Here is a 13,302-nt window from a genome sequence, read left to right on the forward strand (position 1 = left end):
CCCTTAAGCGGACACGACGCCGGTGGATTTGTTCGGCTGGTCGACGTCGTGGTCGGGCCGGTCTTCGTGCTTCGGCGATGGCCACAGGCCGGCAGGACGGTTGAGCATGATCAACACCATGGCCAGGCCATACAGCAACTGGCGCAGCACTTCCGCCTCGATCACCACGTGGCCGAACAGCGCCTGCTGGGCCGGTTCCACCACGTGGCGCAGCACTTCCGGTATCGAGGCGAGGATCACGCCGCCGAGGATCACGCCGGGGATATGGCCGATGCCGCCCAGCACCACCATGGCCAGCACGGCGATCGATTCCGTCAGGGAAAACGATTCCGGCGAGACAAAACCCTGGAACGAGGCAAACATGGCGCCCGCCACGCCGCCGAACGAGGCGCCCATGGAAAAGGCCAGCAATTTCACGTTGCGCGTATTGATGCCCATGGCCTTGGCGGCGATCTCGTCTTCGCGGATGGCGACCCAGGCGCGGCCCAGGCGCGAATGCTGCAGGCGCTTGGTGACGAACACGACGGCGATGCACAGGAAGAGGAACAAAAAGTAATAGGCGTTCACTGACGGCATGGAAAAACCGGCCACCGTCACGGTGCTGTTGGTGCCCGCCTCGCCCGCCAGGTTGACGCCGAAGATGCGGATCGGGTCGATCAGATTGATGCCTTGCGGCCCGTTCGTGAAATTGATCGGGTCGTTCAAGTTGTTCATGAAGATGCGGATGATCTCGCCAAAGCCCAGGGTCACGATGGCCAGGTAGTCGCCGCGCAGCTTCAAGGTGGGCGCGCCCAGCAGGGCGCCGAACAGGCCGGCAACAAAGGCGGCCAACGGCACGATGATCCAGATCGACAAATGGATGCCGTTCTCGCGGATTTCCGGCCCCATCAGCTGCACCAGGGTTTCGCCCAACACCGGATATTGATTCACCACCGATTCGAGCAGAATGGCGAACTGGGGCGACGCCAGCAAGGCCGTCAGGTAGGCGCCCACGGCGTAGAAGGCGATGTAGCCGAGGTCGAGCAGGCCGGCAAAGCCGACAACGATGTTCAAGCCCAGGGCCAGCATGATGTACAGCAAGGCCATGTCGATGATGCGTACCCACGAGTTGCCGAACTGGGCGGCAAAAAACGGGAACACCATCAGCAGCGCGGCCAGGCCCAGCATGCCGGCGTAGGCCTTGGCCGGATTCTTTTTTGCGTCGAAATCGAGTAGTGCCATGATTTAATCTCCCAGTTTCACATCAGGCACGGTCGGCCACACGTTCGCCCATGATGCCGGACGGGCGCAGGGTCAGCACGATGATCAGCACGACGAAGGCAAAGATATCCTGGTAGTGGCTGCCCAGGAAGCCGCCCGTGATGTCGCCGATATAGCCGGCGCCCAGGCTTTCGATAATGCCCAGCAAGATACCGCCCAGCATGGCGCCGTAGATATTACCGATGCCGCCCAGCACGGCCGCGCAGAAGGCCTTCAAGCCGGGGATGGCGCCCATGGAGAATTGAATGGAGGCATAGTTGGCGCCCCACATCACGCCGGCCACGGCCGCCAGCGCGGCGCCGATGGCAAAGGTGGCCACGATGACCTTGTCGGAATCGACGCCCATCAGCCCTGCCACGCGGGGGTTTTCCGCCGTGGCGCGCATGGCGCGGCCCATGCGGGTTTTTTCCACCAGCAACACCAGTCCGCCCATCGACAGCGCGGCCAGGGCCAGCAGCAACACTTGCGTTTGCGAAATCACGGCGCCGCCTATGTTGATGGGGTCGGTCGACAGCAATTGCGGGAAGGGCAAGGGATTGCGCGTCCAGATCATCATGGCGAAGGTTTGCAGCAGGATGGAGACGCCGATGGCGGTAATCAGGGGGGCGAGGCGGGGGGCGTTGCGCAGGCGGCGGTAGGCGACCCGCTCAATGATGATGTTCACCAGAATACAGATGGGTATGGCGCCGAGGATGGCGGTGGCCAGCTTCAGATAGCCGGGCCAATCGGGCACATAAATGCCCAGCAGCTTGAGGATGGTCAAGCCCACCATGGCCCCGATCATGAGCACGTCGCCGTGGGCGAAGTTGATCAGGTTCAACACGCCGTACACCATGGTGTAACCGAGGGCGACTAAGGCATACATGCTGCCCAACACCAAGCCGTTAATGATCTGCTGGATGAATGTATCCATGATTGCCCTATCAAATATGCATTTTTCGGGAACAACTTCCGCCAGAACATGCCGCTGATACAAAAACGGCACCGGAGGAAGAATTCCTGCAGTGCCATCCCTGGACCGTTCTCACCAGCATGGTGCACGCACTCAAAACGGGCGTGACCTTGCTTAGTCATAACGACAACATATTCAAGCTTGAGGCAATCATAACGATCTTTTGCAAAAACTAAGCTTGGAATAAATCAATCATTTCCGAATTAAATTCGGTTTTGAGGTAACTATTTCATCGATACTCAGCAGCCGTACAGCCTCAGGCGACGTCGCGCTTGATGCCGTCGAGGCCTTTCGGCATCGGGAACGTAACGGCTTCCTGCACGCCGTCAAGCGGGCGCACGCTCTTCACGCCGCACTCTTTCAAGCGGTCGATGACGGCCTGCACCAGCACCTCGGGCGCCGAGGCACCAGCCGTGACACCCACGCGCAGCTTGCCTTCCAGCCACGCCGGGTCGATCTGCGAGGCATTGTCGACCATGTAGGCAGGCGTGCCCATCTTGTCTGCCACTTCGCGCAGGCGGTTCGAATTCGAGCTGTTCGGGCTGCCCACGACGATCACCACTTCCACCAGCGGCGCCATGAATTTCACGGCTTCCTGGCGGTTCGTGGTGGCGTAGCAGATGTCGCCTTTTTTCGGCTCGGCGATATTCGGATATTTCGCTTTCAAAGCCGCAATAATGTCGCTGGTGTCGTCAACTGACAACGTTGTTTGCGAAACATAGGCCAGGCTCTCCGGATTGGCGACCTGCAATTTCGCCACATCGTCGAGCGTTTCCACCAGATGCATGCCCATATCGGCCTGGCCCATCGTGCCCTCGACCTCGGGATGGCCATCGTGGCCGATCATGATGATCTCGCGGCCTTCGCGGCGCATCTTGCCCACTTCCATGTGCACCTTGGTAACCAGCGGGCAAGTCGCATCAAAAATGCTCAGGCCGCGCGATTCCGCCTCGGCACGCACGGCTTTCGACACGCCGTGGGCGGAAAACACGAGCGTATTGCCGGCAGGCACGTCATCGAGGTCGTCGATGAAAATGGCGCCCTTGTTGCGCAAATCGGCCACCACATAGGCGTTATGGACGATTTCATGGCGCACATAGATCGGTGCGCCAAATTGCTGCAAGGCGCGTTCGACGATTTCAATCGCCCGGTCGACGCCAGCGCAAAAACCGCGGGGCTGGGCCAGTAACAGTTCTTTATCCATCGCTACTCCTTACAGGACCGAAATGAGCTTGACTTCAAAACGCAGCGGCTGGCCGGCCAGCGGATGGTTGAAGTCGAACAGGGCCGAATCGTCGCGCATTTCGCGCAGCACACCTGCAAAGCGGCCGCCGCCCGGCGCGGCGAAGTCGACCAGGTCGCCGATCTTGTAGTCGGCGCCCGGCACCGAGTTTTCGTCCAGGGTCGCGCGCGAGACGGACTGCACCAGCTCGGGATTGCGCTCGCCAAAGCCTTCGCCCGCCGCCAGCTCGAACGTCTGGTGCGTGCCTTCAGGCAAGCCCAGCAGACGCTGCTCGAGGAATGGCGCCAACTGGCCCTGTCCCAGCATCAAGGTCGCGGGATTGCCGCTGAAGGTCGTGACAATGTCAGTACCGTCAACAGTAGCAAGACGATAATGCAGGGTGAGGTAAGCCGCTTCGGTGACGACTGCTGGTTGCTCGTTGGACATAGTAGTTTTCAAGTAACTGGTGCAAAACGATATTGTAAGCCACCCTGAGCCAGCGCGCCCCATGCCATCTCGGCGCGGCCATGCTTTTGTCAAAAAACATGACCGCGCGCCCTGTCACTTATCCGACGTTGACGTACGTCAACCCGCCAGGCGTGCTCGCGTGATTGCCGAAGCCCGAGCTGTCTTCCAGGTTGCCGTCCAGCTTCCAGCGCCCCACAGGCCGGTTCACGATGCCGTACTGGCCATAGTCATACACTTCCTTGGGCGTCAGCACGCGGTCGTACAGGATGACGTCCGACAACTGCCAGGCGGGCGTGCCCTGCTCCAGCGCATGCACGGGGTGGCCGATCACAAGGGGGGTGCCGGCGGCCTGCACGAATGGATTTGTCATCTTGTTGCTCTGGTACATCAGGAAATCATCGACGTACAGGCTGATGCCCCCGTCATGCTTGACAGTATAGGTGCAGCGAAACCAGCGGTTGGCAATATCCACCTGCAGGCCGTGGCCATGGCTATTGACGCCCGTACCAACACTGTTCCACATGGACAGGAACGTCTTGATATCCTGCTTGAACAGCGCCCATCCTTTCTTGTCCGCCTGATGCGCGACAAAAGCCTGCGCCTGACCAACGGTCGAGGAGAAAGCCTGCTGCCGGATACAATACGACAGTGAAAAATCCGCACTCTCGTAGCGCACGGACGAAGGCACGGTGAGCATCAGACCAGGCTGAAATTGCAAGGTCTTCGTCACGCAGAAGCAGGGCTTGGGCGGCGCCGGACGCATGGCATCTTCGCCGCGCAAGGCGTCCCAGACAGCCTTGCGTCCGTTGCTGTAGGCCGGCGTCTCGACCAGGTTCAGTCCGTCGTCCTCCATGGGTTTTCCCCCATTCCAGTCCCAATAGCATGCCAATTGCACGCCCGTACGGCGTATGGCGCTCAGCAACGCATGCAAGTTGTCTTGCCGTTCGGTATCTTGCAACGCCAGCTCCTGTTTTTTCGACAGGCAAAAGCTGCCAAGGTAATACGGCTTGCCCAAGGTACGTGCGGCACGCTGCATCACTTGCAGGTAAGAGAGCGAAGACGAGACGAAGTCGGCCGGCAAATCCGCGCTGTCACCCAGGGCGCTGCTCACATATTCATTACCCGGGAACAGGTTTTCACAAAGACAGTCGACCGGGTCCGGATTCACGAATGGCAGGGTTTCCGCAATATATTGCTGCAAGGAACCTTGACGAGGCGAAGTATGGGCAATGCCGGCATTACCGGAAGAAATCATGCGCGCCAGACCATCGTTGGCGCGCAGCAATTGCGCCGTCTCCTGGATGATTTCCCGCGTAGCGGTCAAGCGGATCCCGGTCACGCCCATCAGTTCCTGTGCGGCCATCCAGGCGGCGATGCCGGCGTGGTTGCTGTAGTGCTGCGCAAAAGCCTGCGCAAAGGCACGCATGTAGCGGCGCGTTTTCGACTGTGGATTGACCAGTGCGACCCGCGCAGCCGCGGCCTGCTCGTCTTTTGTAGCGCCCGCAGCGCCCGCCTCCCCCACCAACTGCGGCACGGCGTAGGGATTCCAGAATGGGCAGGCGATGATGCCGATGCCATTGGCCAGCGCGCAATCGAGCAGCGCCGTTATGGCAAGCCAGTACGAATCTTTGATATTCACATCGGTTAGCGTGTTGTCGCTTGCGAACTTTGGCTCACCAACAACTTCGCCCCAGTTCCAATAGCCATCCTTGCCCTTGAAAGGCGCCAGCATCACCTGAAGGTACTTGAAGCCGTTGGCGGCAAGATACGGAAAATCGGTGCTGTAATCGGGATACTTCGGGTCCGGAGCGAGCGGTGCGGTAACGCTCCAGTTACGGTGTTCCAGATACGCATGCGCATTGAGGCCGATGCCGCTGACCTTGCCCGTGTTGACGCCGGCGGCGTTGAACTCTTGCATGACTCCATTGATAACTTTGATGTACGGCATGACTGCTCCTGTAAAACAAGTGGAAGACATTGAGTTCAGGGCCCTGACTCCCCGTCGCTGCAACTTGCATGGAATGCAACGACAGGCAAATGATAGCGCCTGAAAATACCCGCTCCGGGCATCTTGGCTTTTGTTCTTTTAGCACGACCTGACATAAAGACGAGCTAGCGCAGCATGGCCGCCCGGGGAAAGCGCGACAATCATCGGCAGGCGCCACGACCAGCTGGGCGCACCGGGGAGGCAACATGGGCATCAAGGATTGGCCAAGCGGCGAACGGCCGCGCGAACGCCTGATCGAGGATGGCGCGCAATCGCTGTCGGACGCGGAGTTGCTGGCCGTGTTCCTGCGCACCGGCGTGCGCGGCAAGAGCGCCGTGGAACTGGCGCGCGACACGGTCGAGCACTTCGGCTCCTTGCGGGGCCTGTTTGGCGCCAGCCTCGTGAGTTTTTCCGCCGTGCACGGCATGGGCAGCGCCAAGTTCGCCCAGTTGCAAGCCGTACTGGAACTGGCGCGGCGCGCCATCATCGAGGACTTGCAGGCGGGCCAGGCCCTCAATTCGCCGCACGCGGTGAAAGATTATTTGCGCCTGACCCTGGGCCACCTGGCGCATGAAGCGTTTCACGTGTTGTTTTTGGACGTCAAGAACCGCCTGATCACGACCCAGGAAATGTTTCGCGGCACCCTCACCCACACCAGCGTGTATCCGCGCGAAGTGGTCAAGCAGGCGCTGCTGCACAACGCGGCCAGCGTCATGCTGGCGCACAACCACCCGTCCGGCACACCGGAGCCCAGCGAATCAGATCTGCTGCTGACGCGCGCGCTGGTGCAAGCCTTGTCGCTGGTGGATGTGCGCATCCTCGACCATTTCGTCGTGGCCGGGCGGCAAGTGCATTCGTTTGCGGAACATGGGCAAATCTAGGCCAGAGCCCGCTCCACCGCAGTTAACCATGTGTAAACAAGGACATACGTGACAAAGGAAGCAGGCTTGTCTAGCAGTAAACAGCGCTGTTTACCAGTGCTTTTCCCTATGAGGAAGGGTAAAAGTTAAATTGTTAAATTATTTCAATTAAACATGACACAATTGTTTTTCGCAAGTCATTGATAAATCTGCTTATTTTGGATATACTCTCGTTTTTCCAATTTGGAATATCTTTAAGGAGTGCGCCATGGCACGTGTTTGCCAAGTCACTGGGAAGAAGCCGATGGTCGGCAACAATGTTTCCCATGCAAACAACAAAACCAAACGTCGTTTTTTGCCTAACTTGCAGAATCGTCGTATTTTTGTTGAATCTGAAAACCGCTGGGTCTCCCTGCGTTTGTCCAACGCCGGTCTGCGCGTCATCGATAAAGTCGGCATCGACGCCGTATTGGTCGATATGCGCGCTCGTGGCGAAAAAGTCTAATTAGCAGAATAAGGGAGCTATCATGGCAAAATCAGGCCGCGACAAAATCAAGTTAGAATCGACCGCCGGTACGGGTCACTTCTACACGACTACCAAAAACAAGCGTACGACGCCTGCGAAAATGGAGATCATGAAATTCGATCCTAAAGCACGCAAGCACGTAACGTACAAAGAAACCAAAATCAAGTAATTGATATTGTGTTCTGTAAAAAGAGCCGCTCCGATGAGCGGTTTTTTTTCGCCCTGATTTTCAGCCGACTCTCTTCACCTTTGTCGCGACGAAAAAAAAGCCCTGGAAACCAGGGCTTTTATTTGCTACCGCAGCTTACTTATGCATAGCTGCGCAGGCGCAAGGAAAAATCCTGCAGCGACTTGATGCCCGATGCTTCGGCGCGCGTGCACCAGTCTTGCAGCTTCTGCAGCAATTGCTCGCGCGTAAAGTGCGAACGCTCCCAGATGGCGCCCAGCTCCACGCGCATGTGGTGCATGGTTTCCAGCGCCTTGCTGTGCTGGAACAGTTCCGACAACTGTTCGTGATGCGCATCGGCCAGTTTGCCCGGTTCGCGCTGCATCAGCTTGCGCGACGATTTCAGGAAGCGCTTTTCCAGCTCGGCCTTGTGTTTCAGGTGTTCCAGCTCTTCCTTCCAGGCATGCTTGATCGATTTTGCATACTTGGCCATCACGTCATAGCGGTTGGCGATGACGGACTGCAAGGTCTCGAAGTCCGCTTCCAGCTTGCCGTGCGAGAACTTCGGTTCCGGCGCCAGTTTTTTCACCTTGGCCAGGCCCAGCATTTCCAGCGCGCGGATATATGCCCAGCCGATATCGATTTCATACCATTTCGACGACAGCTTGGCCGACGTCGCATACGTATGATGGTTGTTGTGCAACTCTTCGCCGCCGATCAAAATGCCGAAGGGAATGATGTTGGTGGCCGCGTCGGCGCAGTCGTAGTTGCGGTAGCCCCAGTAGTGGCCGATGCCGTTGATGATGCCGGCCGCCGTGATCGGGATCCACATCATTTGCACGGCCCACACGGAAATGCCGATCACGCCGAACAGGGCGAAGTTCACGAAGAAAAGGATGACCACGCCCAACCAGCTGTATTTGGTGTACAGATTGCGCTCGATCCAGTCCGCCGGCGTACCGTGGCCGTACTTGGCCATGGTTTCCATGTTCTTCGATTCAGCGCGGTACAGCTCGGCGCCTTCCCAGAACACTTTCTTGATGCCGCGCGTCACGGGGCTGTGCGGATCTTCTTCCGTATCGCACTTGGCATGGTGCTTGCGGTGGATGGCGGCCCACTCCTTGGTGACCTGGCCCGTCGTCAGCCACAGCCAGAAACGGAAGAAATGGCTGGGCAGCGCATGCAATTCCAACGCCCGGTGGGCCTGGTGGCGGTGCAGGTAAATCGTGACGCTGGCGATCGTGATGTGGGTGACCACCATGGTATACAGGAAAACTTGCCATGCGGACAGATCGGTAATGCCAGTTGCCATGAACTGCAAAACGTCGTGTAAAACGGAACTCAATGTCATTACTACTACTCCAAGTGGACAGGGCGTGCGCACGGTCGCTCCAGTGACTCTGGAGGTCCGGCAGAGTTAATTTTAGGCGTGATTGTACGCCCTAATGGGTGCTATCAGGCAAAATCGGAGGCAGGCAGCGAGGTTAAGGCTGGGTGCCGGATGGCGCGGACTCACCGTCTGCCGCGCTGGCGAGCGGGGCAGGAGGCGTACCAACAATACGCAATTCGCGTTGCGGAAACGGTACAGTGACCTTATGTTCCTGCAAGGTGCGCCAGATGGCGCGGTTCACATTCGACTTCACGCCGCCCGTGCCGTTTTCCGGATCCGCGATCCAGAAACCGATCTGCACATCAAGGCCGTCGGCGCCGAAACGCACGAGGGTAGCCGATGGCGGATTGCTTTGCGACACACGCGGCACCTTGGCGGTCGCCTCTTCCAGCAAGGGGAAGATGACGTCCAGGTCCGTTTCGTAACCCACCGACACGGCCGTCGACAGCCAGACCATGCGGTTGCTCAGCGACATGTTCTGCACGCCGCCGGAAATCAGCATTTCATTGGGCACGATGGATTCAACCCCATCGCCACCCAATAACACAGTATAGCGCGTATTGATCTGCGTGACCTTGCCTGTAAATTGACCGACCGTGATCATGTCGCCGATGGTGAGGCTGCGGTCGAGCAGGATGATGAAACCGGAGACGAAGTTCGCGGCGATCTTTTGCAAGCCGAAACCCAGCGCCACGCCGAAGGCGCCGCCAAACACGGACAGCACCGTCAGGTCGATGCCCACCAGCGACAGGCTGACCAGCACGGAAACAAGGATCAGCACGGCGCGGCCCATGCGCGACAGCACCACGCGCAAGGACGTGTGCAGGCCCTGCATTTTCATCAGGCGCTCGTCGAGCGAAGTGCCGGCCCACATGGCCAGCACCAGCAGCACGGCTACGGAAATAGCGGCTTGCAAGATGGCAGCCACGGACACCTTGTTGCGTCCCAGCGGCACGACGATGCTTTCCAGGAAGGTATGCAGTTCCGGCCACAGGCCCGTGATGTACAGGGCCATGCCGGCCCACACCACGACCGTGAATATCTTTTCCAGCAGCAACATGGTGGGGCTGATATCGCCATGGCGGGCAAAAATGCGGCGCAGCACGTAAAAACCGAAGCGCACCAACGCCATCGACGTGCACAGGGGGATGGCGATGCTGAGCAGATTCACTGACTGGAACTTGGCCAGGAAATGCTGCGCAATGCCCAGCAGCATGGCCGCCAGCACGGGCGTCAGGATGCGGATAAAGCTATCGGTGCGCTGCAGGGTTTCCGGCGTGGCCGGCGTGGCGGCCGCCTCGGCCCGCTGGTGCAGGAACACGCGCAACTGCCGCACCAGCAGCCAGCTCAGGGCCAGGCAGGCAACGATGACCAGCGCCTGCCACAGGATGGCCGGTTGACGGAAATCGTCGACAAAGTCAGTGATCAGGTTGAGCAGCGGGGTTTCATTCATGGCGGATGGAATCTGGAAGGTGGTGCGGGAAAACAAACGGGCGGGGTGCCCACAGCCTGCGCCAGACTGGCTGGCGCAAGTGCTTGGCCACCGCTGCAATGCTGCGGCGATGGCCGGTGACAAACTTATTCGGCTGGCTCAGCGTCAACGTCGTCGGCCGGTTTTTCATCGGCGTAGACTTTTTTCGGCATGACTTTGCGCTCGAACACGGCGGCGAAGAAGCCGTCGGTCTGGTGCAAATGCGGCAACAATTTCAGGTAGTCTCCCATTTCCAGCTCGATCTTCTGCTCGGCCAGCACCTTGTTCATCGGCACCAGGGTGAAGTCCGGATGGGCCGCCAGGAATTGCTCGGCGATAAAATCGTTTTCTTCATTCAGGAAGCTGCAGGTGGCGTACACCAGACGGCCACCGCCCTTGACGAGGCGTGCCGCGCCGGCCAGGATGGCTGCCTGCTTGGCTTGCAGCTCGACGATCGAGTTCGGCTGCTGGCGCCATTTCACGTCCGGATTGCGGCGCAGGGTGCCCAGGCCGCTACATGGGGCATCGACCAGCACGCGGTCGATCTTGCCGGCCAGGCGCTTGATCTTGGCATCGCGCTCATGCGCGATCTGCACCGGATGCACGTTCGACAGGCCGCTGCGGGCCATGCGCGGCTTCAGCTTGGCCAGACGCTTTTCAGACACGTCGAATGCATACAAACGGCCCGTGTTGCGCATCAGTGCGCCCAATGCGAGCGTCTTGCCGCCCGCGCCGGCACAGAAATCGACGACCATCTCGCCGCGCTTGGCGCCGACGATTTGCGACAGGATCTGGCTGCCTTCATCTTGCACTTCGATGGCGCCACTCTGGAACAGGGGCAGGTTTTGCAACGATGGCTTCTTGATCACGCGCAAACCCAGCGGCGCGAACGGCGTTGGCGTGCTGAGGATCGGCGCTTCGGCCAGGGCCAGCATCACGTCGTCACGCGTGGCCTTGAGCGAGTTCACGCGCAAGTCCAGCGGCGCCGGCGCGTTCAGCGCATCGGCCAGCTTCATAGTTTCCGCTTCGCCGAACTGGGCGATCAGCTTGTCGAACAGCCAGGTCGGCATGTTGGCGCGCATGTTCGACGGCATCAGGCTGCGGTCGATCTGCGTGATGCGTTCCAGCCATTCCACTTCTTCTTCCGTCAGGCCGCCCAGCGAATCGGCGCCCACCGCTTCGGCCAGGCCGAGGATGGTCAAACGGCGCATGGTCGGGCCACTGCCCGCTTCGGCGAAGTCCGTGAAGAACGATTTGTTGCGCAGCACGGCATAGATGCCTTCGGCGATGGCGCCGCGTTCGCGCGAGCCGAGGCGCGGATGGTCGCGGAAATAGCGCGACAGGGTGGTGTCGGCCGGGGCCGTGAAACGTAAAATTTCGCGCAATACTTCTTCAGCATTGGCAAGTATCGCTGGTGGCAATCTCATTGTTATTCTTTCTGTAATATTTTATTGAGGGTCCACGCGGACCTGGCCATGCTCGACTGACAGTTTATCGTCAATGAACAGGCGGATGGCGCGCGGGTAAAGCAGATGTTCCTGTACCAGCACGCGCGCCGATAAGCTCTCTTCTGTGTCGCCTGGCAAGACGGGGACTTTCGCGCTTGCCACGGCCGGGCCATGATCGAGCTCGGCAGTCACGAAATGCACGGTCGCGCCGTGTTCCGTTACACGAGCCTCGAGCGCTTGGCGGTGTGTCGCCATGCCCGGGAACAGCGGCAGCAGCGACGGGTGGATATTGAGCATGCGCCCCGCGTAATGCTCGACGAAGGGCGGCGTCAGGATGCGCATGAAACCGGCCAGCACGACCAGGTCGGGGGCAAAACCGTCGATCACGGCTTGCAGCGCCGCATCGAACTGTTCGCGGCTGGCATAATCCTTGTTGGCAACGACTGCGGTCGCTATCCCATGTTCCGCGGCAAAAACCAATCCCTGGGCATCGGCCCGGTTACTGATGACGGCGGCAATACGGGCTGGCCATTGCTCGGCTTGCGCCGCGCGTACGACCGCTTCCATGTTGCTGCCGCGTCCGGAAATGAGGATAACGATATTTTTCATAGCGCGCATTGTACCCGCTATGGCGATGCGAACCAAGAAAGGCCGGCGATATTGTTGCGCCGCAACATACTCGCACAATAAGCGCTTTCGCCGGACAATGCTGCCTGCCAAGCCGGAAAAAGGCTGATTTTACGCTACCACAACGAGAGTAAGTGTTTACTCGAACGAATAGAAGACGCGGAACGGGACTTTCTTCTCGGCCCAGTAGTCGGCCGCGTCGCGGAACACGTCGAGCAGGATCTCGCGCGCCTCCTTGTCGAATTTTTGCGTATTTGGCAACTGCTCGAGCACCACCAGGAAGCCTGTCTGCGTGCCCGCCTTGAACATGGTGTCCGTCAGGCACAGGCGCAAGGCATCGAAATTCTTCGCCAGGTTTTTCGGAAACAGGAATGCTTCTGCAATAATGCCGATGACTTGTTGTTTGGTCTGTCCAGCGTTGCAATGCGCATATAAAAAGTGCTGCCCGAGACGGATCGCCTCGTCTTGTAATTCGGTCACGCGAAAGGCACGGATGGACTGGACAAGGTTGGGCGGCACGGTTAGTAACAAACTCATTTTTCCCTCAAATCGACCTGTTATGTATGGATCTCTTCTAGCTGCTCTTCTTATTGCATCCCCGCACGCGGGTCAATGCGCACGCGGTGATTCGATCTGTATCAACTTTTATGCGATTCAGTACGATTTTATATAAGCCATACGCGTATTAGGGTAACGTGTTGTCCTGCATGAATCAACCCGAATATGATGTCAAACGCAAGATTTGTTACAAACCGCTGGTTTCAAGTCATTTCAACATCTTGTATCGATTGAAAGTGCATGTTACAGACTGTGGGGCAAGGGACTTGGGCTGTTACATTTTGTTGCCAGCCGAAACACTTGTCCCGGTCTGGCGGGATTACTATAGTCCCAAGTTGTAAAAAATACCCTGAAAGATTCTCTAGAT

The 13,302-nt window shown here is 58.7% G+C and carries 13 protein-coding genes; 3 read left to right on the forward strand and 10 right to left on the reverse strand.

Annotated elements, in window-relative coordinates; translation table 11 throughout:
• Nucleotides 1-3: 3 nt before the first annotated feature.
• The 5 genes from V3C40_RS06145 to V3C40_RS06165 form a co-directional block, all read right to left on the reverse strand.
• Complete coding sequence (locus V3C40_RS06145) at nucleotides 4-1,221, reverse strand: ABC transporter permease subunit (RefSeq protein WP_034747480.1); 1,218 nt, start codon at nucleotides 1,219-1,221, stop codon at nucleotides 4-6.
• Between the two features lie 22 nt (nucleotides 1,222-1,243).
• A complete protein-coding gene (locus V3C40_RS06150) occupies nucleotides 1,244-2,173 on the reverse strand; it encodes a branched-chain amino acid ABC transporter permease (protein WP_034747477.1) in 930 nt (309 codons plus the stop codon).
• 295 nt (nucleotides 2,174-2,468) lie between these two features.
• A complete protein-coding gene (gene ispH / locus V3C40_RS06155) occupies nucleotides 2,469-3,416 on the reverse strand; it encodes a 4-hydroxy-3-methylbut-2-enyl diphosphate reductase (RefSeq protein ID WP_034747471.1) in 948 nt (315 codons plus the stop codon).
• A 9-nt stretch (nucleotides 3,417-3,425) separates the two neighbouring features.
• Nucleotides 3,426-3,881 (reverse strand): FKBP-type peptidyl-prolyl cis-trans isomerase, encoded by a 456-nt coding sequence (locus V3C40_RS06160; protein ID WP_034785165.1) that lies wholly within the window; start codon nucleotides 3,879-3,881, stop codon nucleotides 3,426-3,428.
• A gap of 118 nt (nucleotides 3,882-3,999) precedes the next feature.
• Entirely contained in the window at nucleotides 4,000-5,850 is a 1,851-nt protein-coding gene (locus tag V3C40_RS06165; RefSeq protein ID WP_331776891.1) for a LamG-like jellyroll fold domain-containing protein, read from the reverse strand.
• A gap of 245 nt (nucleotides 5,851-6,095) precedes the next feature.
• Here V3C40_RS06165 and radC point away from each other — a divergent pair, with 245 nt between their 5' ends.
• From radC to rpmG, 3 genes are all read left to right on the forward strand, one after another.
• A complete protein-coding gene (gene radC, locus V3C40_RS06170; RefSeq protein ID WP_331776892.1) occupies nucleotides 6,096-6,770 on the forward strand; it encodes a RadC family protein in 675 nt (224 codons plus the stop codon).
• A gap of 247 nt (nucleotides 6,771-7,017) precedes the next feature.
• On the forward strand, nucleotides 7,018-7,254 hold the full coding sequence (gene rpmB / locus V3C40_RS06175) for a 50S ribosomal protein L28 (RefSeq protein ID WP_010400928.1): 237 nt from the start codon (nucleotides 7,018-7,020) through the stop codon (nucleotides 7,252-7,254).
• 22 nt (nucleotides 7,255-7,276) lie between these two features.
• Complete coding sequence (gene rpmG, locus V3C40_RS06180; protein ID WP_010400929.1) at nucleotides 7,277-7,444, forward strand: 50S ribosomal protein L33; 168 nt, start codon at nucleotides 7,277-7,279, stop codon at nucleotides 7,442-7,444.
• A gap of 139 nt (nucleotides 7,445-7,583) precedes the next feature.
• Here rpmG and V3C40_RS06185 read toward each other — a convergent pair whose 3' ends face one another.
• The 5 genes from V3C40_RS06185 to V3C40_RS06205 all read right to left on the reverse strand — a co-directional run bounded on the left by V3C40_RS06185 (nucleotide 7,584) and on the right by V3C40_RS06205 (nucleotide 12,914).
• Nucleotides 7,584-8,753, reverse strand: a complete 1,170-nt coding sequence (locus tag V3C40_RS06185; RefSeq protein WP_374106827.1) for a DesA family fatty acid desaturase — start codon at nucleotides 8,751-8,753, stop codon at nucleotides 7,584-7,586.
• A gap of 172 nt (nucleotides 8,754-8,925) precedes the next feature.
• A complete protein-coding gene (locus V3C40_RS06190) occupies nucleotides 8,926-10,284 on the reverse strand; it encodes a mechanosensitive ion channel family protein (protein WP_072455487.1) in 1,359 nt (452 codons plus the stop codon).
• Nucleotides 10,285-10,409: 125 nt separating this feature from the next.
• A complete protein-coding gene (locus V3C40_RS06195; protein ID WP_072455489.1) occupies nucleotides 10,410-11,729 on the reverse strand; it encodes an RsmB/NOP family class I SAM-dependent RNA methyltransferase in 1,320 nt (439 codons plus the stop codon).
• Between the two features lie 21 nt (nucleotides 11,730-11,750).
• A complete protein-coding gene (gene purN, locus V3C40_RS06200; RefSeq protein WP_034747453.1) occupies nucleotides 11,751-12,359 on the reverse strand; it encodes a phosphoribosylglycinamide formyltransferase in 609 nt (202 codons plus the stop codon).
• A 156-nt stretch (nucleotides 12,360-12,515) separates the two neighbouring features.
• The gene (locus V3C40_RS06205; protein ID WP_034747450.1) at nucleotides 12,516-12,914 is read right to left on the reverse strand and encodes a barstar family protein; all 399 of its coding nucleotides are present in this window, start codon (nucleotides 12,912-12,914) and stop codon (nucleotides 12,516-12,518) included.
• Nucleotides 12,915-13,302 lie beyond the last annotated feature (388 nt).

The sequence above is a fragment of the Janthinobacterium sp. LS2A genome, from assembly GCF_036543145.1.
In the GTDB taxonomy this organism is placed as follows: domain Bacteria; phylum Pseudomonadota; class Gammaproteobacteria; order Burkholderiales; family Burkholderiaceae_D; genus Janthinobacterium; species Janthinobacterium aestuarii.

Bases quoted from the DNA above. Each gene is read 5' to 3' on its own strand.
- V3C40_RS06145 (WP_034747480.1), bottom strand. From the start codon at position 1,221: ATGGCACTACTCGATTTCGACGCAAAAAAGAATCCGGCCAAGGCCTAC.
- V3C40_RS06150 (WP_034747477.1), bottom strand. From the start codon at position 2,173: ATGGATACATTCATCCAGCAGATCATTAACGGCTTGGTGTTGGGCAGC.
- ispH (WP_034747471.1), bottom strand. From the start codon at position 3,416: ATGGATAAAGAACTGTTACTGGCCCAGCCCCGCGGTTTTTGCGCTGGC.
- V3C40_RS06160 (WP_034785165.1), bottom strand. From the start codon at position 3,881: ATGTCCAACGAGCAACCAGCAGTCGTCACCGAAGCGGCTTACCTCACC.
- V3C40_RS06165 (WP_331776891.1), bottom strand. From the start codon at position 5,850: ATGCCGTACATCAAAGTTATCAATGGAGTCATGCAAGAGTTCAACGCC.
- radC (WP_331776892.1), top strand. From the start codon at position 6,096: ATGGGCATCAAGGATTGGCCAAGCGGCGAACGGCCGCGCGAACGCCTG.
- rpmB (WP_010400928.1), top strand. From the start codon at position 7,018: ATGGCACGTGTTTGCCAAGTCACTGGGAAGAAGCCGATGGTCGGCAAC.
- rpmG (WP_010400929.1), top strand. From the start codon at position 7,277: ATGGCAAAATCAGGCCGCGACAAAATCAAGTTAGAATCGACCGCCGGT.
- V3C40_RS06185 (WP_374106827.1), bottom strand. From the start codon at position 8,753: ATGGCAACTGGCATTACCGATCTGTCCGCATGGCAAGTTTTCCTGTAT.
- V3C40_RS06190 (WP_072455487.1), bottom strand. From the start codon at position 10,284: ATGAATGAAACCCCGCTGCTCAACCTGATCACTGACTTTGTCGACGAT.
- V3C40_RS06195 (WP_072455489.1), bottom strand. From the start codon at position 11,729: ATGAGATTGCCACCAGCGATACTTGCCAATGCTGAAGAAGTATTGCGC.
- purN (WP_034747453.1), bottom strand. From the start codon at position 12,359: ATGAAAAATATCGTTATCCTCATTTCCGGACGCGGCAGCAACATGGAA.
- V3C40_RS06205 (WP_034747450.1), bottom strand. From the start codon at position 12,914: ATGAGTTTGTTACTAACCGTGCCGCCCAACCTTGTCCAGTCCATCCGT.